Consider the following 24656-nt stretch of genomic DNA (forward strand, 5'->3'; position numbering starts at 1 on the left):
AGGGTTAAAAATTTACTTGCAAGCCTAAGTTCACCACCCGTTGTATCGGGTATCCAATTCCTGATCCTCCCATTTCGGGATCCCACAGCTTAAACTTACTAAACGTTAACAGGTTGGTTCCACTTGCATAAATTCGCAGCCGATCAATTGATTTAACCGGAATAGTGTATCCAACTTCAAGTGATTTTAATCGTAAGAAAGCGCCATCCTGCATAAACCAGGTACTTGTTTGGTTATTGTTCTCCACAACATTTTCGGATAGACGAGGCCACAGAGCATATAAATTTTGATTTTCAGGAGTCCAGTGGTCGTCAGCATAGGCTTGCAATAAACTGCTATGGCTACGCCTTGACAACGTTTCTCTTAAGAACTGTGAAGCACCGTTGGGTATAGGTGCTGGGCGAAACGGAGCACTTGCTCCCTGATCAATCCAAAAAGACGACAACGCGGAGCCTTGGAAGAAGCACGAAAGATCAACGTTTTTATATCCGGTTGAGAATCCAAAACCGTAAATAATCTCAGGGACCGTGGGGTGACCAATCGGAACCTTATCTAACGGCGTAATTCTTCCGTCTCCATTAATATCCTTATACTTAATATCACCTGGCAAATATTTACCAAACTGTGTTGGTGAGTTATTAATCTCGGCCTGATCCACAAAAAGACGATCAGCAACATACCCCCACACTTGATTCAGAGACTGACCAACGCGAGAGACCCAAGGAGTAGCACTGTAGTCTGGTTCTTCAAACTTAACCATTTCACTACGAGCAAACGTGAAGTTCCCCCTACCAGTAATCCAAAAATCTTTATTAAAGCTGTAATTATAATCCAAAGAAATATCGACACCATGGTTTTTCGCTTCACCAACATTAGCCCTAACACCTGCTTGCAGCCCCATGTTAGCCAGAGTAATACGATTCATCAAAATGTTTGACCGTGACTCGCCGAAGAAATCGACCATAATATCAAGAGCATTAAACAAGCCCAGCTCAAAACCTAAATTGTACTTTTTAGCAATCTCCCATTTTATTTGGTCATTTTCATACCTGCTAATACTTACTCCTGGCTTGTAATAATCGTAACGGGTTCCAAACGTACCGCCTCTGTTCGCATCATTAAGGTTTACCTCTGACATGAAAAAGAAACGATCCTGAGCGGAACCAATCGCATCGTTCCCCACTAATCCATAAGTTGCTTTCAGCTTTAGATTGTTAATGACTCGGCTAAGAGGACTAAAGAATTCTTCGTTACTAATAATATATCCTAACCCAACCGAAGGGAAAAACCCAAAACGTTCATTTTTTGCAAAACGTTCCGATCCGTTATACCCAAAATTTAACTCGGTAAAGTACCGCGAGTCATATGAATACGTGAACCGACCGCTTACTCCCAGGTTGCGGTATGGAAGCGACTGTTGTAATGAACCCGGATTAGAATATTTGCTTTCTCGTCCAACAAAAACCAACAACCCACTTACACCATGTTTTTCGCCAAAGGTGCGATTATATCGCAAAGATGCCTCATAGTAAGTATTTATACTAATAGCTTTATTATCTTCAAGATACCCCAAATATTCAGTTCCACTTTCCGGATTGATGGGGTCAAGCACATATCCTCCTCTTGAACTCCCAAGTCTGTAATAATAGGGATTATAGAAACGACTAATACCCGAAGAAGCCTCCCTGTTTGTATTAAATATCAACTTAGCAGATAGTCCCTCTGTTATGGCATCCATGCTCTGTTCTAACTCAAATTGGGACAATATCAAGGAGCGATCATAATCTTTGTACCCTCTTGTTAATTCGGCATAAGGATTAAGATAATCACCATCCTCATAATTCCCATAAAGAATGTGCCGGGTAAATTGATTGTTTGCGTCAGGCTCGTAATATGCGGGGAATAAAACGGGATTCGCATAAAGTGCCATTTTATACAACTCAGAACCTCCATGCACCGGACCGGTATAATCGTCAAATGTGGCATGAAATCGAACTGCCACTTCTGTTGAATTGGTGATGTTCAAATTAATATTCGAACGCAACAAGTACTTCTTAAAATTAATATTGTTATCGAAATTATTCATTTCAGCTTCTTTCAGAATACCATTATCCTGGTTTAACGAAGCTGCTAAGTAGTAACGAGCTACTTTACCACCACCACTTACATTAAAATTGAGTCGCTGATTCATTGTATAATCCTTCGTCAACATATCTTTCCAGTTATTATTAGGATAGAGATATGAATCACCAGAATTAGCGGTTCGGATAATTTTCTCTTCTGAATAGCGTGGCAATCCCAGGGGGTCGCGCATTAATATGGCTTCATTATGCTTGCGCATAAACGTGATATTATCAGCAAATTCAATATCCTTTGTTGGTTGTGAGATTGAATTCTCAAAACGGATATTGATTTTAGCTTTACCTTCCTTACCTTCCTTGGTTGTAACCAGTATAACTCCATTTGCTCCACGCGCACCGTACAAAGCAGTGGCGGTTGCATCTTTCATGATCGAAAAGCTGGCGATATCATCAGGCTGAAGCCGAGCCAAATCATTTGCTGAAAGTTCAATTCCATCGATCAAAATAAGGGGAGACTTGGAATAGCCGAATGTGGTAACCCCTCGTACAAAGAACTCAGCATTATCCTGCCCGGGTTCACCACTTCGCTGGTAAGAAATCATCCCTGCCATTTTACCGGCAAATGCTGTTGTCAAGTTACTTGATGGTACTTTTAGATCCGCAGTATTCACAGACTCAATGGATGAAAGCACACTTTCCTTTTTCTGCTTTCCAAACGCAACAACAGTTACTTCATCCAGCTCGTCAGTCTTCTCGTTTAACGTAACATTGATGGTCGTCTGATTGCCTACTTCCACCGTCTTGCTTTCCATTCCGATGAAGGAAAATACCAGCTTATCGGTAGCCTCAACATCAATTGAGTACTGTCCGTCAAAATCCGTTATTACTCCACGCGTGGATCCTACAACAGTAATCGTTGCGTTAGGTAAAGGTCCTCCTCCACTATCCACAACTTTTCCTGTTATTTTCTTTTCCTGAGCTCCGGAGAAAAACAGGGCTGACAAGTCATCTGAAAAACCTGGCAACGAAGCCGTTGCCGAAAAGGAAAAGAATAGAAGAGTTGTCAACAAAAAATTAACTTTTCGGGAAAATTGCTTGTATCTGGTACAAACACATCCCGACTCAACATTTTTTTTCATAAGTTTGAACGTTTAAGTTTAAAAATAGCCACTATTGGCTGTTAACTTACCTGCATGATGTTGGTAGCATCATGTTTATTGCCGGCAAATGCGCAAACATTTGCCGGTTTTTTTATTCTTCGGTTGGTTAGTCTTCGGTTGGTTTTATGCGTGATAAATATAAAGGCTTTTCATCCCCTATCGATGAACTATATTCTCACATTGATGAACTATATTGTCCAAATAAAAATATTAACAGAACATATAATTAAATGACATGATATCAAAAGATACTCTTTTTGCTATCATGTCATTTTGACTAGTCCAGCCTTGCTTTAAAAATTCCGGCATTGCAGCCTTGCTCGTCAAGCTGAATCTTAAAAAGAGATCCACTTAACGGATATTGCTGCAATTGCTGATCCGTCAGCCCTTCCCGGGCAGTGGTGATGTACAAGGTTTGCAAATTTTCGTCTCCAAAAGCACAAGAGGTGACATGTGGAGCCGGAATGTCAATTCGTTGTATTTGCTCACCTGATTCAGGATTCCAGCAAATTACGGCTTTTCCACCCCAGTGCGCTACCCACAGCATCCCTTCCGAGTCGATGGTCATGCCATCGGGAGCACCAAGCTGATTAGGAATTTTAACAGCTACTCTACGATTGGACAAATTTCCTGTTTCCAAATCAAAGTCGTAAGCAAAGATGGCAAACTCCGGCGTGTCAATATAGTACATGGTTTGTCCATCAGCAGACCATATGATCCCATTGGAAATGGTTACATTGGCTTGCTTCACGGTAAGTTCATGCCCTTCAAAAGCATACAGATTACCGGCATCTTTAACAACACTTTTATTCATGGTACCTACCCAGAAACGTCCAGCCGGATCACATTTACCATCGTTAAAACGATTATTTTGCATCTCCTTTGGATAATCCGTCAGTTTCTGTAGCACACCTTCCCCTGACACTCCATGAATCCCGGATTCCAAAGCAACGACAACCGAAAATTTCCCAGTTGCCGGCACAACGGTTCCGATCATGCTCCCCATTGAGTAGGTCTTATTTTCATTCGTTACCGGGTCATAACGATGAAGTTTTTCCCCGGTAATATCAACCCAATAAAGCACCTTTTCAATTGGATGCCACACAGCACCTTCGCCTAAGATAGCTTCTGGCGTATTCTTTACAACTTTTACTTTTTGTCCCATGAGCATATTGGTAATGGTCAGCATGAAAAGTATTAAAGAAAACCTCATGCATCGATTTCTCATTCTTTTTCTATTTTAGCTATCCTGCATCAAAGCTGACCGCCCACCATCAAGCAAGTAAGTTGTGCCCGTAGCGAACGCGGCAAAGCTGCTGGCTAAAAATGCACACCATGATCCCACTTCTTCCGGAGTTCCAAGTTTTCCTGCTGGATGCAGATCGATGGTTCGTTGACGCTCAGCAGCGGCATCAGGGAACGAGTTAAACCATTTATCGTTTCCGGGGGTATCAATAAATCCAGGAGCCAATCCAAGAACCCGCACCGATGGGCCCCACTCAATAGCCATCGCTCGAACCAAACCGGTGAGTGCTGTTTTGGTTACATTGTATGGGAAGCAGCCGGGGATAGACGAATAAGCATGATTGGAAGTCATCACGATAAATGTTCCCGAGGCACTTTTCTCCAAGTGCTTGCGACTCGCTTTTGCCAATCGCCAATGCGATGCCAGATTTAACTCGTGGTTATAGAGCCACTCCTCTTCGGTACAATCCGAAGCGCCTTTAAACACATTCACTCCGGCATTGGAGACCACAAGATCTATTTGCTTAAACTCTTGAGCTACATTCTCTACAAAGCCCGCTAACTGCTCTTTTGAGGTTACATCAACCGACTGATAAAATGCTTTTCTGCCAAAGGCTTCCACGCTCTCGCGAAAAGCTTTTACACTATCTTCATCTTCAACAGCCCTGGCACAACCAGCCACATGACAACCTGCTTCTGCCAGTACTTTAGCTACACCGGCACCAATTCCACTGGAAACTCCTGTGACAATAGCCACCTTATTAGTTAAATCAATTGCTAACATTCTTCATTCGTTTAGTATGAATAAATTTGTCTATTAGAACGATCACGAAATAGATCGTTCTAATGAGACCTTATCTTTTAAATATAAAAACCTTTGCGTGCGGTACGAATACCAGGATGTTTTTCCATCTCCGATTCAATCAGATCCACTCCTAGGCCAGCGCGTTCAGAAAGCATCAGGTAACCATCAACCACTTCTATTGGATGATCGATAACCTCATCCCGCCATGGCACATCGCAGTAGATAAATTCTTGTCTGAAGAAATTCGGCACCGAAGCACATACGTGCGCACTCGCCAGCGTTGACAGCGGACCATTCGGATTATGCGGAGCCAACAACACGTTGTAGGTCTCGGCCATGGTCGCCATACGCTTCATTTCTGAAGGTCCACCACAACGCGTAATATCCGGCATAATGACATCTACGACCTGCTTTTCGAGCAGATCACGGATTCCGTGACGGGTATAGTGTCGCTCTCCCACACAAATAGAAACCTTAGGATCAATACGATCACGTAAAGCTTTTAAAGTATTCGCATTTTCAGGTCCCGCAGGTTCTTCATACCAAGTAATATTCAATTCGGCCAATCGTTCGGCCATGGTTACCGCTGTTTTAAAATTGAGCATCGCATGCGTTTCAATCATCAAGTCGGCATCCGGACCGATGGCTTCCCGCACGGCCTTACTTACCTCATAAGCCCGGTTTTGCTGTTCCTGACTCAGTCCCAAGTCCGTATTCAGATCTTCGCCATACAAGTAGTTTACATGTGCAAAAGGATCGAATTTAACGCCTTTAAAGCCGGAGTCCATCACCTTTCGAGCCTGCATGGCATAGTCTTCAGCATTGTGACCACCTCCTGTAAACCAATAATTTGCATACATCCTGATTTTCGTGCGAAATGCTCCACCTAACAACTCATACATAGGAACGCCAAGTTTTTTGGCTTTTAAATCAAGCAAGGCCATGTCAATACCTGAAATAGCACACATGCTGGCTCCAAAAGGTCCAACCCAATTCAAGTCGCGATACAGTTTAGTCCAGATAAAATCGACACGCATCGGATCCATTCCGATAATACGCTGACCCGCCTCAATAGCGGCAGCCTCTACCATCTGGCTTCCCGGCCAGTTCGTCGCTTCTCCGACTCCGGTAATTCCTTCGTCAGTATAAATTTTCAACATGGTCCAGTTGTACTTCACACCTTCAACCAACCATACTTTTACATCTGTAATCTTCATATTTTAAAGTTAAGAGCAGAGGACATCGAGCAGAGCGTCAAGAGCAAAAAGGAAATTATCAATACCCAGTCTTCCAGACGCTTTGTTCTATGCCCCCTGCCTGTTCTACATGATTCCGTATTTATTCCACGCCTCAACGGCACTCATCCCATTTTGAATTGCTTCCAACACAGTCCGTTCACCGCGTGCTTTCTCCAACGAGCGAACAAACACCTCTTTTTCAACAGATTTCGGAACTACACAAACCCCATCAATATCGCCAATAACAATATCACCCGGTTCAATGCGCACACCATTCATCTCGATTGGAACACCAAAATCCATCACTTTCCCGCGAGGCGCCTGATCTTGTGAGTATGGCCCATATGAAAATACCGGCAAGTCAACATCATAGATTCCTTTTGTGTCGCGCGAATACCCATTGACAACAGCTCCTACCCCTCCGCACATCTTAATTCGCGTTAGCATCAGTTCACCAACCAATGCATAGGATGGCGATGATCCCGAGCAAATGTAAACTTCTCCGGGCTTTACGTTATCCAATGCTTCGAGCATCAAGCCAAATGGCTTATTCATCAGTGGATTTTGGGAGCCCGGACTCAGTTCTTCAAAGCAATCAGCTTCCAAAACTGTCATCGCCCGGCCCACCAACATCATCTCTTCCTTGAGGGGTCTGATCTGTGGTGGTAGAAACTGATGTTGCAAGCCCATCTTATCCATAATATCTCCGACCACAGCAGTATAAAGTTCCTTTCGGATAAAGCCGAAAAGCTCTTCGTCATCCTTCCAATAATTATCAGTCATGTTATTTATTCTTCAGTAATTGTCAGTTTTATTTGTCCACTTAGTTTCTGTCCTCTTGTTAGTGGAATATCATAAAGCCGGGCATGTGAACTAAACCCACGCAGGAATCGTTCCGATCCCGGATTATCGTACCCGGCTACCAACCAATGAATGTTACCATTTTCAAGCCAGCTGCGTATATGCTGACTTCCGTCAGATTTCAACTCAAGGGTACTTTCTTCTTCAGTTGATAAAGAAGCATGAAACACATTGCGTTTGGTCGAACGGAAATCGTTGCTTCCGTAAGCCGTTTGATCCTGATGATATGCCCACGACGGTTGTTTTGATGGACCTGCTAAACCACAGCGTTCATCGTTGTAGAAGAGTTTGGCTTCACCTTCTAGTCTCCCGATATGATCTTCGGGATAAACCGACCACAGCCCTTTCTTCTCCCAGCTCAACGTATTGAATGTTTCAGGCAAAGAAAGCGCTACACCCCACTGACGGAAATTTTCATTTTTCAACATGGTGTAATCGTATGAAACGTTCATGTTCCCGTCAGCCTGAATATTAATTTCCATAGTACCTGTAGCCTCGTCGTATCCTTCCGTTAGAATAATTTTCAGTTGGGTTTCTCCTTTTTCCAGCTCTACCGAACGAATGCTTCGATTGGATGCTGTGGGCGAATACAGCGTATAGTCCGGCGTTTCTTTGGTCATTTGTGTGTCGCCCTTATTATTTGCAGATACAAGCATCAATACCGGCCAGTCACTTAACACTTCGTGCCCTTTTGAATCCGAAACATGAAATCCTTCGGGGCCAAATTCAACCTTCAGCTTTTTACTTACGGCAATTTGCTGATCCCCCTTCTGACTCCATTTAAAGCGGTCATCATTCTTTGCAAGCGTTTCTGCTTTCGGCATCGATAAATCATAAGCATATTCATCTACAGCAACTTCACTATCTTTATAAACCGAAATAGCAAGTTTCCCTATTTCATCATTGCTAAACGGTAAAATAGCCTCCACCGTTGCGCCAGGTTCAGCATCAACAGCTAATATCCCCTGCTCATCATTGTTGGTCCAAACAATTCGGCATTCTTTCAGATTCGAAAAGAAATAGCGGTTTTCAATTGTCAGCTTTACAGACTCATCTCCTTGTCCATTTTCCAGCTTGATTTTTACAGGCGAATAGATTTTCTTCATATGCCAGTATTCCGGTTTGGGCCTTCTCCAGCCATCAACAGGCCCCCAGGTACCGTAACCAACAGCATGTCCGGATGGCAAAAAGAAAGTATCATCGATACCAGCCCACAGAGCGCCACCGAGCACACCTTTTGCTGCATACATTTTCTCCCACATGTGGTAAAGAATATCGCCCCAGAAGTCGCGAACACCCGGATCAGTCATCAACTCAAAACGGTTGTAGGCATTCAAGTGTACATACTCGTCGAAAGTAATCGGACGTTTATGATTCTTGTATTTGTCGGGGCCACCAGGGCCTGGGTAATGATGATTCGCAAGTTCTAAATATTCGCCATCGCCGTCAGGTCCGTATTGACTAAAAATACGGGGACGTGAGGGATCTGCTTCCTTCACCAAATCAGCTGCCTCTTTAAAAAGTTCGTTAAAATCGTACGACTCATTGGCAATAGACCAATGCAAAACCGACGGATGCGATTTATTCAATTCAACCATTTCAAGGATGGGCTGAACAATAGCTTCAAAATAATTCGAATTGTTAACAGGCTTCTTGCCAGCCCAGCAAAATGGACCTTCTACCTCAACAAACATCCCCAATTCATCACAAGCATCCAGCAACTTTTGGTTAGGAGGATAGTGTGAAGTACGAATGTAATTGACATTTCCTTCCTTAAAGAGTTTTACATCTTCGTACCAAGTGTTTCCGGTAAGTGATCGTCCACGAAGAGGATCCACCTCGTGCCGGCAAACACCTTTTAACTTGATGGGGCGGTTGTTTACAAAAACCTGATTGCCTCGAACCTCGGTTTGTTTAAACCCAAAACGGCGCACTATCGTTGCTGTTTCTTTACCATCAACCAAGACCACACAATGCAAGTGATACAAATTGGGATGTTCCGGATCCCACTGAGCAGGCTTTTTAACGTTCAGCTTGGCAGTAACGGTGCTTCTGCCTTCTTGTGCATCAACCGTCAGTTTATTGTCGCCTTCATAAGCAACCGTTTGGTTAAGATTATCTGTTAATTCAAAATTCAATGTAACCTCGTGTGACTGTGCCGTTTCATTACTCAGCGTAAATTCGGCCAATAAATCAGCATCTTCGTAATTTTCATCAAACTGGGTTCGAACGTGAAACGAAGCCACATTAACCTCAGGAAGTGCCACCAAATAAATGGGACGAGAAATTCCGCCTAAAGGATGAACCGCATATTGCGATCCCGAAGAAAGCGTATCGGCCACACTTTCGCTACGAACCTGAAGAGCAATGGTATTTTCTCCTTTTTTAACGGCATCCGTCACATCCAATTCAAAAGGCGTAAATCCACCCAAGTGTCCTCCTACTTTTTGTCCATTAACCCAAACAGCACACTCGCTATATACCGCTTCGCATTTAAGTTTGATGCGGTAACCATTCCAGCTTTCCGGCAGTTGAAAATTCCGGTGATATCCGGCATACTGTCCGGCTTCCACTTCGAAACCCTGCATCACCCATTCGCCGGGAACTTCAATGGTTTTCCAGTTTGCCACGGTCTTTTTTGTCCAGAACGACTCTTCAGGCGATGGATTAAAATGCCAGTTTCCATTCAACTCTACCTGAAGTTTATTAATCCCCATAACTTCGGAGGGAAGGGGGCTCCAGCGGATGGTTTCCAATTTTTGACGGTCAAAAGTAAGTTGCGCTCCAACTGCTAAAGTGCATATCAGAATGGCAACTAACAAACTAAATTTCTTCATATTTATTCTATTTAATACGGTTATTTTGGGTTCTTCAGATACACCTTTCCCGAAGAGCTTTTTTCTATTTTTTGACTAGCTGCAACTTTACAGACGATTCCAATACACTTCCTTCTTCCAGTGATGTACGTTCATCATTGTAATGTCCACTAAAAAACAAATCGCCTCCGCCGGTTGAATAGCCAGCGACTAAGAAGCTGATTTTGTCGTCACCATCAACGAAAGAACGGAAAGCCTGTTTTCCATCAGCAACAACCGTAATTCCGTCGCCTGCAGCATTGGACAATGCTGCCCAGTAAATATTTTCGCGTGTTGCCCTGAAATCATTGGTCCCCAACTGAATGGCATCATAACGCCAATCATTCTCCGGCACTTGACCAAACGAATCAATACGAAAGGCTTTTTCGCCAAAAGGGACTGCTTTACCATTGGTACGCCCGATGTGATTTTCAGGATACCAACTCCACAAGCCCTTACGATACCATTGTAAATTTGCTGAAGTAGCAGGCGCTGAAAATACTAATCCCCACTGCCGTGGATTCATCTTCACTTTTGATTTCATTTGGTAATCAACAAGAACATCGCCATTGGCTGTAAACGAGTAATTAATTACTCCCTCTGCTTCGGCATAGCTTAGCTGCACTGAAACGAGCACAGTATCTTGTGTTTGTTTCCAAGTAACCTCCTTCACCTCCCTGGCTGTACAAATCGAATTATGCAGCGGAATCTCCAAGCTATGTTCGGTATTACAGGGACCTGTTCTTAGTTCAAGCATCATCAAATCAACTCCACCAACCAACACTTTGTTATCATCGACCCAAGCTCCATTCAAGTCGCCTTTGTTCAAGTCAAATAACCATTCAAATCCCTGCCCTGCGATCGTTAACCGCTCATTGCTTTCTGAAGCTGAAATTTGAGTTGTCTGTACTTTCTGAAAAGGAAAATCATCGCGTTTCACATTCCCGATCTCAATGGCACAAGCTTCCACCTCGATGTCTTGAGGCGAAACAATACGCACCGTCAGTATTTTCCCATCAAGATTGCTGTTGCCAGTATAAATATCCAAGATGCCTGATTTTTGTGGCTGCAGCGCCATATCCACCGTTCCTTTCTCTGTTCCAACTTCCCAGTAGATCTTGCACTCACTCAGATTCGTGAAGTTGAACCGGTTTTCGATCTGCAAACGAACAGGCTGGCCAGCCTCCGGCACATCAACCTGCTGGTTATGAATCTGCACCGGAGAATACGTCTTTTTCATGTGATAGAACTCCGGCTTTTCACGACGCCAACCATCAATTGGGCCCCATTCGCCATAGCCTACGGCACGTCCATCAGGTAAATAGAAAACATCATCGATACCTGACCAGATAGCTCCGCCCAGGCAGCCTCGGCTTTTGTACATGCCTTCCCACATTTTACGAAAGCCCCTTCCCCATGCATCGCGCACGCCAGGGTCCGTTACAATTTCCTCCCGATTATAAGTATTCAGGTGAGCATACTCGCCAAACAAAAGCGGACGTTCAAAGTCCTCAGCCACTCGTGGGCCACCCGTTCCCGGATAATGAATATTTGCTACGGGCATTTTTTTACTTCCGTAGTTGTTGAAGCCACCATAGGCCTGATCGTGAAAGGTAACCGGACGAGTCGGGTCTTCTTTGGCATAAAAGTCGGCCAAGCGCGACCAATTATCAGTCCACATCGACTCGTTAGCCATTGACCAGATTAAGATACTGGGGTGGTTACGAAAAAATGCAATATCGGCACGGGCAATGCTTTCGAAATAAGGATACATATCCGAATCCTTTGCATCATGCATCTTCCAATGTTCGTTGGCATGATGTCCCACCCAACTGATAGGGTTTTCAAGTTCAACATACAAGCCAAGACTATCACACAAAGCAATAAACTCTTCGGATGGCGGATAGTGTGAAGTCCGAATATAATTCACATTCCCACGCTTAAACAGTTCGGCATCTTGTCTCCACAATTCTGAAGTAAGGCTTCTTCCTAGTAGTGGGTGTACTTCATGCCGGTTAACCCCTTTTAACTTAATAGCTACTCCATTGACGAAGAGCTGGTTCCCAACGACCTCAATTTGACGAAAGCCAATTTTCCGGACAATCGTTTCAACTCCGGCTGATGAGCGTAGCTCAATCTCTAAGCGATATAAGTTAGGGTGTTCAGCATCCCATTTTTTCGGACTATTTACCGAACATGAAAACTGAATAGCTTGCTCTTTCGCTCCATCGAACTGAACTGTTTTTCGCGAATCGGCTAACTGAACTTGATCGCCGCTTGGACTGAATAAACGAACAGCGATGTCGGCCTGGCTGGCAGAAGCAGCATTTTTCAGATTCGCTGATATATTGAGTAAGGCATGATTGTATTGCTTATCCAAAGGCGTTTCAACAACTAAGTCAGCCAAATATGTTTCAGGCACAGCATACAAATAGATCTTACGCAAAATTCCACCTAATTGGTGAGCTGCATATTGCGTTCCAGACATCAAAGTATCGGCCATCGTTTCGGCTGTTACCGCCATGGTTACCCGATTCTCTTTTCCGGGCTTAATTAAAGAACTTATCTCTTTTTCAAAAGCAACCATCGGCCCGACATGCGAACCGGCCTCTTTACCATTAATGACAATATCGGCCTGACTAAAAACAGCATCGCAACGCAAAAAGATCCGACAGTTCTTCCAAGCTTTTGGCGCTTCAAACGAACGCGAATAAACTCCGGACTTTCCAGGTTCAACCTGAAATCCCTGCATTGTCCATTCTCCGGGGACCTCAATCTGATCCCAGTTTTTCGATTCGGCTCCCACCTGAATAGGCAGGCCTGAATAGGAAGCATGAAAATTCCATGTTCCATTTAAATCAACCCTCGATGTTTTTACTGAAGAACTGCTTGGAACAGCAGTCAATTGAGCGTAGCCCATCGAGGCTAACAGTACAAATAGTAAAACAAAGGTTAGAAAGCGTGTATTCTTCATTTCAATATATATTATAGGATTTAATATTACTTCTTAAATTCTTCGAAAGTTCAAGCTACTCCTGCACTATGACTCCTCACTCGATTGTGATTCTATCCCGCTCTTAAAATGAACTTCTTTTCGCTGTTTCAAAAATACATTGTTACAACATAGAATAGTTGAATCATTTTACCCGGAACTTGAACTATATTTTCAAAGAGTAGATAAAATGAGTAAATTTGATTCAATTTACAAATTAAAGACGCCAACATAGAATAAAAATGTCAATCACTATCAGTAAGCAATTTCATGAAAGCACAATACTTTAAACTCACCAAACAGCTTCACCAATCCATTGCAATCCGAAAAGACACACGAACAGCTTTTCACGATCACTGGCATTATCATTCGGAACTGGAACTAGTTTATATTTTACAAGGTGAAGGGACACGTTTTGTTGGAGACGACATCTCCCGTTTTTGCAGTGGAGACCTTGTTCTTATGGGGGTCGGCTTACCCCATGTCTGGAAAAGTGATGATAGTTATTTTGAAAACAGCTCAAAGAAAAAAGTTAGTGCCATCATCCTGCATTTTGGACCCAATTTTCTGGGGGAAGGACTATGGGAACTTCCGGAGGTGGCTTCGGTAAAAAAGCTAATAGAACTAGCTCCACGAGGAATCAGCTACCATCTGCCAGAAGGACATCCGGTAAAACGACAACTACGTAAAATGCTTGATCAAACCCCATTTGACCGCCTGTCGAGCTTACTTTCCATGCTGAATGAATTATCGAAACAGGAGGAAAATACGATTCTATCCGGCATCTCATTCGCCGACCATTATCAAAAACACCACTCGAAACGAATTGATAAAATCTACGACTACATCCTCACTAACTTTGAAAAAGATATCAAACTGGAAGAACTTGCTTTGCTGGCCAACATGACCCCCGCCTCCTTGTGTCGATTCTTCCGCCAAAAAACCAAAAAATCGGTGAGTGAGTTTATTAATGAAGTTCGCATTGGGTTTGCCTGTAAATTACTGATTGAAGGAAAACTGTCCATCTCCGAGATCTGTTTCCGATGTGGCTACAACAACCTTTCCTATTTTAACCGGCAGTTTAAACGAATTATTGGACTGACTCCCGGAAGCTACCAAAAAGAAAAAAGTCTGTTTGAAGAAGAAAACCACCTAAAGTGACATTCTTAAGCTTCAAACAGACTAAGCCATGCATTAGACAATAAGGCAATTACGCCTATTTCAATTTCTTTCCAACCTCTTTCAAGATTTTAACACTGGCAGGAGGAACTTCTCCGTTTCCATCTGGACCAACATTTAGCAACAGGTTTCCACCTCTTTCATTTATTTCCAGAAGCTTTTCATACACTTTGTCCGCGCTTTTCCAGTTATGGTCTTCTTGCTTAAAGCCCCACGAATCGTTCATAGTGTAACAAGCCTCCCAGTAATGCTCCAGAGCATCTCCCGGATGTTCCTGCTCCGGCGTTCCAAAATCGCGTTTAAATTGATCGCGTTTGGCCACCCGATTATTAATAATGATCGAAGGTTTCAATTCGCGAATATATTGATATAAATCCTCTCCGGTTTCCATATCCCACCAGTTAACCCAGTCGCCATCAAACCAAAGAATTTCAGTATCATATTTTTCAACCAGCTCACGAATCTGATTTTTCATATAAGCTACATATTCCTGCTTTTTCTCCGGAATCATAGCCACTTGTCCCCAACGTCCCCATCCGTCTTTCCCGGCATCGTTACGATGTTGAGAAGGATGGTGCCAATCGATGATACTGTAATATGTTCCAAATTTGATTCCTTGCGTTTTACAGGCATCCGAAAGTTCCTGCACAATATCCCGCCCTTTCATGGGTGAGCTGGCAATATCGAAATCGGTATATTCCGAGTCCCACAAACAAAATCCCTCATGATGCTTAGTGGTAATAACCAAGTATTTCATGCCTGCTTTCTTAGCCAATCGTGCTATTTTTTTTGCATCAAATTCTTTGGGGTTCCAAGTATCAATTAATTGAGCATATTCCTCTCTTGAAATATCCGCTGATGATTGAATCCATTCGGCATAGCCTTTTACCGTTTTTCCCTCATAAATACCTCCCAGCTGACTATACAAGCCAAAATGAATAAACATGCCATATTCGGCATCTGTAAACCACTCCATCCGATTTTTAAAATCAACCGGTGACTCATTCAGGTAATTCACCTGCGCAAATAGTTTCGCCGACAATAGGCTAGACAAAAGGAATACACTTAGTAGTGTTTTTTTCATTTTCATATTTTTAGTTAGTTTAAAAGATTGACAATCGTTATCCGCTTCCAAAATAACGAATAGTTTTTTCTATCAGCAAAAACTCACCAATAAATATATAGATAAACAAGACCGCTCTTAGTCACCAAGAACGACTATGCCATTCAATTCACTCATAACCCGCCCATTAACTAATCGACCTTCTGCACATAGTCGCTCGGCAATACACCATATTCAGCTTTAAAACACTTCGTAAAGTATGAAGGGTTATTGAATCCTGTCTGGAAAACCACCTCACTAACGGAGTATTGTCCTGAAGCCAACATTCGCGCTGCTCTTTTCAAGCGCAAAAGACGAATAAAGTGATTGATCGACAAGCCAGTTAAAGCCTTTATTTTTCGATAGAGCTGATCCTGACTCACTTTCATTTCATCAACCAAGCTTTGTACCGTAAAGTCAGAATCAGTCATATTCTTGTCCACAATTTCAACAATCCGTTTCATAAAACCTTCATCTACCGATGAAGGAGCAGGTTCAGCTGTCTGCAGATCGGACAATAAAAACCGCTTTCGTAATAGCTGACGATGCTCAATCAAGGTGCGAATACGTGTTAATAACAATTTACTATTAAATGGCTTTTGAATATATTCATCTGCGCCCTTATCAAATCCTTCAATCCGATCCTCAATAGTACCTTTAGAGGTTAACAGAATGACAGGAATATGCGAAGTGTTCAGGTTCGTTTTTATCTGTTTACAAACAGCGAATCCATCCATATCCTCCATCATTATATCACTAATAACTAAATTTGGGTTCTTGCGTGCAACCAAACTAAGTCCACTTTTCCCATCCAGTGCTGTATAAACGCGATAGACCGGCGAAAGAATATCAGTCAGGTAATCTAAAATATCTTGATGATCGTCAATAACCACTAACACCTGACCTTTCTTCTCATGGCCATTATGCTGCCAGCCCTCATCCGTTTCCTCTAATGAGGCTTGTGTAGGCAACAAGAAAAATTCATCAAAAGAGGAGGTATCCGCATATTTCGGCAAATCGATATAGAAACTGGTACCTTTACCCAGGCTACTTTCTATCTCGATCTTCCCCCGATGTAAGTCCACATAGCGCTTAACCAGATTTAAGCCAATACCAGTTCCTAAGGAACTCCCTGAAGGTTTTAACTGATAAAAGCGGTTGAAAATATTAGGAAGCTCTTTCTCATCCATTCCTATTCCTGTATCACTAACGATCAATCGGATGCTATCTGCCTCCTCCTTGTATTCAACTAAAATACTTCCATATGGTGCCGTAAATTTGAGAGCGTTTGATAGTAAGTTAAAAAGTACAGATTCTATTTTCAAGGGATCTGCCACAAGAATGGTCGATTCATCCGGGCATAACAATTCAAAATCAATATTCTTATTCTGGGCCAATTCATTAAATTGGTAATAAATATTCTTCAAGAATTCATTCAACTTAATTTTTTTCACGGATAAGCTCAAATTGTTGGTTTCAGCCTTTCTAAAATCAAGAATTTGATTAATCAGCTTCAAAAGCATACGCGCATTTTTCAGCATGCGCTGAAGCGTTTGTTCAACCTTCTCATTAAACTGTTTACTATCCAGCATTTCTTCCAAAGGCCCAACAATCAAGGTTAAAGGCGTACGTAAATCATGCGAAATATTCGTAAAAAACACCGCTTTCTCCTGATAAAGTTCAAACTCTCGTTCCTGTTTTATTTTTTCAATTTTTAATTCCTGGCGAAACCTGATCCGCAAATTAACTTCTCGAATGATGATATAAATAATTCCCACCACAATTAAAAAGTAAATCAATAGCGCCAGATTAGTTGCCCACCAAGGACTTAACTTAATGATCACTAATTCTCGCTCCTCTGACCATTCATTTTTCTCATTTGCGACTTTCACGCGTAAGATATACTTGCCTGGAGGTACATTCGTATAGACAGCAGTAGCCGAAATACCAGCTTGCTCATTCCAAATTTCATCAAAATTATCAAGCTTATACCCTATTCTTTCTTGTTGTGATCTCGAAAAAGACAGCGCATTAAGTCGAATCGAAAAAGTATGACTAAAGTGCGGAATAATTATCGTGTCACAGTAGTTGATGTGTTTTGGCAAAATTATTCGCCCTTTCAATTTTGTCTTCGGAGCTATTTCCTGATCTAATAATTTTAACCCAGATAAGCGAATTTCAGGAACTCTTTTATTCCTCAGCTCGTAATTTGGGCTTATCCGAACCAAGCCTTCATCTGATGTTGCCAGGATTGTATTGTATTCTGAATTATAGTTTATTGAGTGAAAGGCATAATTGGTAAGCATCGATTCTATTTCATAGCTTTCTTTATCAATCTTAAAAATCCCCTTGTAAGTACTTACCCAGAGTGAACCTTTGCTATCTTCAGTCATTCCTGTGACAATACTCCCCCCAAGCAGCTCAAGTTTAACAGGCTTTTGCTTCTCTTCATCAAAATAACCTAAACCATCAGTCGATAAAATCCAGAGCTTACCTTGCTTGTCCAGATAAAGTGATGTTAATTTCATCTGCTCATCACATCCTTCAAACTTCTTAAAATGCTGCGTACGCTCTATTGTCCATTGGTTCGTGAAATCTAACACAAACAAACCTTGGCCAAACGAAGCCACCCACATTGAATTTCGGACTGTGTCTAAGGCCAAAAAACGCACATCCGCCATATCGTTTTTCAAATCAACCTTTGTCAACTCCTTTTTAGATTGATTGTAGTAGTGAAGTCCGTTCTTGAAACTCCCGATCCAGATATTTTGACGATGATCCATCAGAATTGAATAAATCCGATCATCCTTTAAGACTGCAAATTCTGTTTCCAAATTTTCCTGTCCATTCATCTTAGGCTCATCAAATATTCGGATTCCATTCCCCCAAGTCCCCACATAAAGTAATTTACGGGAATCATCAAACAAGAGGGAAGAAACAGATTGCACTCCAGGTTGTTGATTTATCTGTTGAAAATTACCTTCACCAAGCTGGTATTTGCAAAGTCCATTTCCATGTGTCCCAAGCCAAAAGAAATCGTTACTTCCTTTCTCTAAGCACCAGGTTATATTTGAGAAAATATCATTTTCATTTTTTTGGTCATAGATAAAGAAATGACTTTGTTCTTTCAAGTCTAACTTATTAATGCCGCTGAACCAGGTTCCAATCCATAAATTTCCACGCGTATCGACTAGTGAGGACAAAATATAATTTGAAGTTATCCCATTCTTTCGTCTGCTAGAATATACAAACTGCTCAATTGAGGTTTTCTCCTGAGTATCAATTGGTATTTTAAAAAGTCCTTGCCCCTCGGTTCCTATCCACAAATCATCTAAATAAACAGATATACTCCGAACTATTCGTCCCTCCATCTGCCATGTTTTATTGAGTGTATACTTCTCATTATATGAAAGCAATTCATAATTGTCAAGTCGAAATAATCCATGATCAGTTCCAATGAAAATGGACTTTCCTTCTCTGAAAATCTTATACACACGTTGTACTCCCTTAGTTTGCAATGGCGAGTCAACGATAAATTCGACTCCACTTTTTCGAACCCGGTATACATCCGGCCCATCATTCCCCAATAAAATCCCTTGATCCATCACCACCAATGAATTGATTCTCAAAGGTGGTATTTGACTGATTCGAGATAACCTTAATGCCTCACCTTTCTTATACCTTCTAATTAACTCCTCACTAGTGACACAATACAATTTTCCATCTTCTATACCAATCCAAATGTTTTGATCAGCGTCGATCTTCATATCCGTAACCCAACCTAGTTGCTGCCTTTCGTTGGTATAAAGTGGAATTATTTTTTCTTTAAATTTATCAAATAGAAAAAGTCCTTTCTCCACTGTTCCAATTAATACATATCCTTTTTCAAATGGCAAAACAACAGAAACTTTATTGCCAAACCCTTCGGTATTATATTGATTATAAATCGCAAAGTCACTCCCATCAAAAACGTTCAATCCCAGGTTTGTACAAGCATAAATCAATCCCTCATCATCCTCCGCTAAAAAATCAACATTATTAAACGACAGTCCATCCTTCATTTTATACTGAGCAAAATTCAGTTTGCTTCCCTTGGCAGGCATTGAAATAACAAATAATACAAAAGTTAGTATTTTAAATAAATCACGCATATGTCTTTTATCTGCTAAAAAGTTCTCAATAAAAGTAGCATTTTCAAAAGTACCTGAAGCGCTATTCCGAATCTGTGTTAAAGAATTCCGAATCTGTTTCAATTTTCCGAACCTCTACTAAAGTCTTTCCGAATCACTTCTACTATTGAGAATCTTTCAACTGTAATTTCGTCCAATAACTATTTAATCAAAAACTTACGCTTATGAAGAATTTGTTATTTGCAGCATGTTTACTGCTCGTATGTACACTTTCGGCTAATGCTCAAAGCATTTCTGTAAAAGGAAAGGTTTTGGATGAGGGAGGTGTCCCAATTCCTGGAGCCACCGTAATTCAAAAAGGCACCACCAATGGCGCCATCACTGACCTAGAAGGAAACTTTATCATTCAGGTTAAAACAACAGATGATGTACTTATCATTTCATTTGTTGGAATGAGATCAACAGAAGTTGTTGTAGGTCAGCACAACGATTTCACAATCACACTCGAGAGTGATGTTATTGGATTGGAAGAAGTCGTAGCCATCGGTTATGGCACAACAACCAAAAAGGATTTAACCGGATCGGTAGCAAGTGTTCGGGTTGACAATACTCCTTTGGTAAACCTACCTAACCTTGGGGCTTTACAAGTATTACAGGGAACCACTACCGGAGTAAATATTGGCGCTGTTACCAGTGCCGGCGGATCACCCGGGTTATCCATTCGTGGGCAAAACTCTATTACAGGAAGCAACTCTCCCTTAATTGTACTCGACGGTATGATATTCACCGGAAGCTGGAACGAAATTAATACTAACGACATTTCTTCTATCGATGTTTTAAAAGATGCCAGTGCTGCAGCAATCTATGGTTCGCGGTCCGCAAATGGGGTTATAATCGTTACAACCAAACGTGGGAAATCAGGAAAGCCGGTAATTAATTTTAACTCTTACCTGGGTATTCAAAACTGGACACGCGTCCCTGACATGAGAAAAGGAAAAGATTTTCTGGAATGGCGACGCGATAATTTAGCACTAACCGGAGTTGAAGACCTGAGCATTGAGAATATTTTAGGACCGCGCGAGTTGGAAGCATACAATGCCGGCCACCAAATGGATTGGATGGATGAGGTAACACAATTTGCACCAATTCAGAATTACCAGGCAAGTATTTCCGGAGCTACCGAAAAAGTTAATTATTATGTATCTGCAAATTACGTTGACCAAAAAGGTATTCTTGACAACGATAACTTTAATAAAGCAAGTGTAACGGCAAAAATAGAAAATACTATCACAGACTGGTTGTCTTACGGAGTAGATATGAATTATACTGAAAATGATTATTCAGGGAATTCGCCCGAAATGTACATGGCAACCTGGTACACACCTTACAGTTACAAATGGGTTGAAGGTTACGAGGATGAAGTGCTTCAAAAATACCCTACCACAAGTTTTCTTTATAATCCTTATACCGGTTTTTATACCGATGATTTAGACAAGAGCTGGAGTTTTAGTGGAAAAGGTTTTGTAAATGTGAAAGTACCTTTCATTGAGGGCTTGAACTACCGATTGAATTACTCTAAACGAAAAGGAGTAGGACAAAGAGGATCGTTTACTCATGAAATGGCTTATGCAAATACCTGGATACCGGAAGATATTGAGAATCCGACTAAGTTTTTAAACAGTACAAATGGTTATAAGCAAACAAGTACTTCCGACCGATGGGTAATGGATAATTTATTAAGCTACAAGAAATCATTTTATAAACATAGCATTGATTTACTGGCAGGTTACACCCGTGACCAATATATTGGTGAGGTTCTTAGATTCGCCGGCAGCGATTTTTCGGCCTTAGGAACTTCCGTACTTGGCTATAATGGATTAAACTTAGGTGATCCGGAAAAAAAGAGTGGTGTAACTTCAGTTAGTGAGTATAGCAATATTGGTTATATTGGAAGAGCTAATTATAGCTACAATGGCAAATACCATGTTACTGCAAGTTTCCGTAGAGACGGATACTCTGCTTTTGCCGAAGGACACAAATTTGGTAATTTCCCGGGGGCATCGGTAGCCTGGACAGTGAGCGAAGAAAATTTTATAAAAGACAATATTCCTGCACTTGATTATCTAAAACTACGTGCATCGTATGGTAAAAACGGAAACCAGGGAATTAATCCATACGCAACTACAGCAGGTGTAGCTTTTGGAACTACCATTTTCGGGGAAACATCTTTTAACTATTCATATCCTTCATCTCTTGCCAATAAAGAACTTTCGTGGGAAACTACTACGGCAATGAATCTGGGGTTGAACTTCTCGATATTTGATGGTCGCTTTAGTGGTGACATTGACATATATAAGAGCAAAACAACCGACCAGTTGCTTTCCCGTAATTTGCCAATCATGACTGGATATGGAAGTGTAAATACCAATATTGGGCAGGTTGACAACAAAGGATTCGAATTGTCGTTGAACAGTGTAAATATTGATTCGCCCAACGGATTTAAATGGCAATCAGGCGTGCGGTTTTGGTTGAACCGGAATAAGCTGGTTTCCTTATACGGATTAGATGCTGATGGAGACGGAGTGGAAGACAACGATATTGGTAGTAATTGGTTTATTGGCGAATCATTAGGCGTTATTTATAATTACACCACAGATGGTATTGTTCAAACTGATGATACTGAGTATCTGGAAACCTACGGAGGCAAGCCGGGCGATGTAAAATTTGTTGACATTGATGGTAAAGATGAGGATGGTAATTTAACCGGCATGCCCGATGGTAAAATTAATGCTGACGACCGTTCTATTATTGGAAACAGCAATCCCAATTTTAGGATGAATATTTCGAATACCATGAGCTATAAAAACTTTGAGCTTTATTTTGATATCGCCGTTATTGCCGGGGGTGGTAAGGATAATTACTACATGGCAGGTAACACCAGAGCTTACTTAGGATTAATTCCGATTACAGGAAATTGGTTAAATCAGGATTACTGGACAGAAGATACCCCAAGCAACACTATTCCACGTCCGGATTATAGCAATCCACTTGGATATGGATTCTATCAATCAAGAGCTTTCGCCCGTTTACAAAACCTTACCTTAAGTTACAACTTTAATGATAGGATTAAGGAAATGCTGAAATTAAGAGATTTAAAAGTTTATGTGAGTGGAAAAAACCTATTGACTTTAACCGATTGGGTAGGTCTGGATCCGGAAAATGCAGGTCAAATTGGATCTTCAAGTCCTGTGATTCGGACATTCACAATGGGAGTAAATCTTAGTTTTTAATAAATCTGGAAAACAAAGTCAAGACTATGAAATTATATAAAAACATATTAATTATAGTAGCAGCTGGTTTCTTTTTTCTTACTGGCTGTGAATCGGATGCTGACTTCTTAAGCGAACAGCGAAAGGATGCACTTACCACCGACAATGCTTTTTTAAGTAAGTCTCAGTTCGAATCATTGTTAGGATCAAACTATAGAACTTTGCAATCGATGTACAACTCGGGTGATGGTGCTGCCAATATATGGCAAAATGGCTATGGAATGGATGCCATGCACTATGCTCTGGCAGAGGATGTGGCATACAACGACTGGACATTGGTTAATGAATTTGAGAGCTATAATTCCAATTGGTATAACATCAATTTTCAAATGATCAAATATGCCAATACTGTTATTGATGCAGCCCAAAAAGAAGGTGTTAAATGGAATAGTGAAGTCGAAAAGAATGGGATAATTGCGGAAGGTCGGTTTTTCAGAGCCTGGTCATATCGCAACTTAGTGAATATTTATGGAGGTATGCCCATTATTGACACCCCAGTAACAGAACCTAAAGTAGATTTCGCAAGAAATACAAAAGAAGAGTGCTATGCATTTATTAAAGACGATTTAGAATTTGCAAAATCTAATTTGCCAATAACGACAGATACTCCCGGGAGAGTTGTGAGAGCCGCTGCTGATCATTTATTAGCTGAGATTAATATTTGCCTAAAAGATTGGGATGGCGCGATTGCTGCTGCCACAAGGGTTATTGATGGTACTGATGGCGATTATCAATTAATGACTGAGCGCTTTGGCCTTAGAGCCGATGAGCCAGGAAAAACCGTCTATTGGGATTTGTTCCGAATGGGAAATCACAATTATCAAACCGGGAATAAAGAAGCCATTTGGGTTGCTCAATTCGAATATAACTTGCCAGGAGGAACTGTTAATTATGGTCGTCCAACCATTGAACGCGCCATGTGGAACAGGTATTGGCTGTTTAGTAAAGCAGGTTACAGTGGTGCTGCAACTGATACTACCGGACGTGGAGTTGCTTTTTTAAGAGGTACTGACCATGTTAATTATGGCATTTGGCAAAATACAGAAAACGATATCAGGAATCTTGAATCAAGCGTTAAACGCAAATATTACTTTGCTGCTGATGTAACCGTTGATGGAGTTTCTTATGCCGAAGGTGATCTGATTCCAAAATCATTTCTCACAGCAAAAGAAGATTCAATGTGGTACATTTATCCAAATTTCCAGAAATTCGGAACAGATAAACACAAGGATGGTAAACCCGACAATGGATTTGTTCCCGACTTCTATGTGATGCGCTTGGCCGGAACTTATTTATTGCGTGCCGAAGCCTATTTGGGAAAAGGGCAAAAAGATAAAGCTGCTGATGACATTAATGTAATCAAAGCACGTGCTCAGGCACCTTTAATCTCAGAGTCAGATGTTACTATTGATTATATTCTGGACGAGCGTCTGCGTGAGCTTTATGGTGAAGAATTCAGAACTTTGACACTCGGACGACTAGGTTTGATCTATGATCGTACCAGACGTTTTGGATATCCTCTTTCACAAAGCACAATTAAAGAACACAATAATCTGTTTCCAATTCCCCAGTCAGTTATCGACCGGAATGTTGGCTCAGAATTTAAACAAAACCCGGGATACTAATTTGTAGCATCCTTGAATTTAAAAGGGTAGATGTCATCAGTACACTACTGGTGA

Annotated in this window: 12 protein-coding genes; 3 read left to right on the forward strand and 9 right to left on the reverse strand. The window is 41.4% G+C overall.

What is annotated here, in order from left to right:
• Positions 1–4 precede the first annotated feature (4 nt).
• The 7 genes from ACUNWA_RS05560 to ACUNWA_RS05590 all read right to left on the reverse strand — a co-directional run bounded on the left by ACUNWA_RS05560 (position 5) and on the right by ACUNWA_RS05590 (position 13219).
• Positions 5–3220, reverse strand: a complete 3216-nt coding sequence (locus ACUNWA_RS05560; RefSeq protein WP_445590896.1) for a SusC/RagA family TonB-linked outer membrane protein — start codon at positions 3218–3220, stop codon at positions 5–7.
• Positions 3221–3518: 298 nt separating this feature from the next.
• The gene (locus ACUNWA_RS05565; RefSeq protein WP_445590897.1) at positions 3519–4469 is read right to left on the reverse strand and encodes an SMP-30/gluconolactonase/LRE family protein; all 951 of its coding nucleotides are present in this window, start codon (positions 4467–4469) and stop codon (positions 3519–3521) included.
• Positions 4470–4481: 12 nt separating this feature from the next.
• The gene (locus tag ACUNWA_RS05570; RefSeq protein ID WP_445590898.1) at positions 4482–5270 is read right to left on the reverse strand and encodes an SDR family NAD(P)-dependent oxidoreductase; all 789 of its coding nucleotides are present in this window, start codon (positions 5268–5270) and stop codon (positions 4482–4484) included.
• A 77-nt stretch (positions 5271–5347) separates the two neighbouring features.
• Complete coding sequence (locus ACUNWA_RS05575) at positions 5348–6508, reverse strand: mandelate racemase/muconate lactonizing enzyme family protein (protein WP_445590899.1); 1161 nt, start codon at positions 6506–6508, stop codon at positions 5348–5350.
• 105 nt (positions 6509–6613) lie between these two features.
• Positions 6614–7312, reverse strand: a complete 699-nt coding sequence (locus ACUNWA_RS05580) for an RraA family protein (RefSeq protein WP_445590900.1) — start codon at positions 7310–7312, stop codon at positions 6614–6616.
• A 5-nt stretch (positions 7313–7317) separates the two neighbouring features.
• Positions 7318–10227, reverse strand: a complete 2910-nt coding sequence (locus tag ACUNWA_RS05585) for a glycoside hydrolase family 2 protein (protein ID WP_445590901.1) — start codon at positions 10225–10227, stop codon at positions 7318–7320.
• A gap of 64 nt (positions 10228–10291) precedes the next feature.
• Positions 10292–13219, reverse strand: coding sequence for a glycoside hydrolase family 2 TIM barrel-domain containing protein (locus ACUNWA_RS05590; protein WP_445590902.1), 2928 nt, complete (start codon positions 13217–13219; stop codon positions 10292–10294).
• Between the two features lie 288 nt (positions 13220–13507).
• Here ACUNWA_RS05590 and ACUNWA_RS05595 point away from each other — a divergent pair, with 288 nt between their 5' ends.
• Entirely contained in the window at positions 13508–14398 is an 891-nt protein-coding gene (locus ACUNWA_RS05595) for an AraC family transcriptional regulator (RefSeq protein ID WP_445590903.1), read from the forward strand.
• A gap of 55 nt (positions 14399–14453) precedes the next feature.
• Here ACUNWA_RS05595 and ACUNWA_RS05600 read toward each other — a convergent pair whose 3' ends face one another.
• Positions 14454–15500: an alpha-L-fucosidase gene (locus ACUNWA_RS05600; protein WP_445590904.1), complete on the reverse strand. Its 1047-nt coding sequence runs from the start codon at positions 15498–15500 to the stop codon at positions 14454–14456.
• A gap of 170 nt (positions 15501–15670) precedes the next feature.
• Entirely contained in the window at positions 15671–19669 is a 3999-nt protein-coding gene (locus ACUNWA_RS05605) for an ATP-binding protein (RefSeq protein WP_445590905.1), read from the reverse strand.
• A 203-nt stretch (positions 19670–19872) separates the two neighbouring features.
• On the opposite strand from ACUNWA_RS05605, the gene ACUNWA_RS05610 reads away from it, so the two are divergent.
• Together ACUNWA_RS05610 and ACUNWA_RS05615 are read left to right on the forward strand one after the other, a co-directional pair.
• A complete protein-coding gene (locus tag ACUNWA_RS05610; protein ID WP_445590906.1) occupies positions 19873–22938 on the forward strand; it encodes a SusC/RagA family TonB-linked outer membrane protein in 3066 nt (1021 codons plus the stop codon).
• A gap of 26 nt (positions 22939–22964) precedes the next feature.
• Positions 22965–24602 carry a RagB/SusD family nutrient uptake outer membrane protein gene (locus ACUNWA_RS05615; protein ID WP_445590907.1) on the forward strand — a complete coding sequence of 546 codons (1638 nt, stop codon included), beginning with the start codon at positions 22965–22967 and terminating at the stop codon, positions 24600–24602.
• The last annotated feature ends 54 nt before the right edge of the window (positions 24603–24656 follow it).

It is taken from the genome of Sunxiuqinia sp. sy24 (assembly GCF_052677165.1).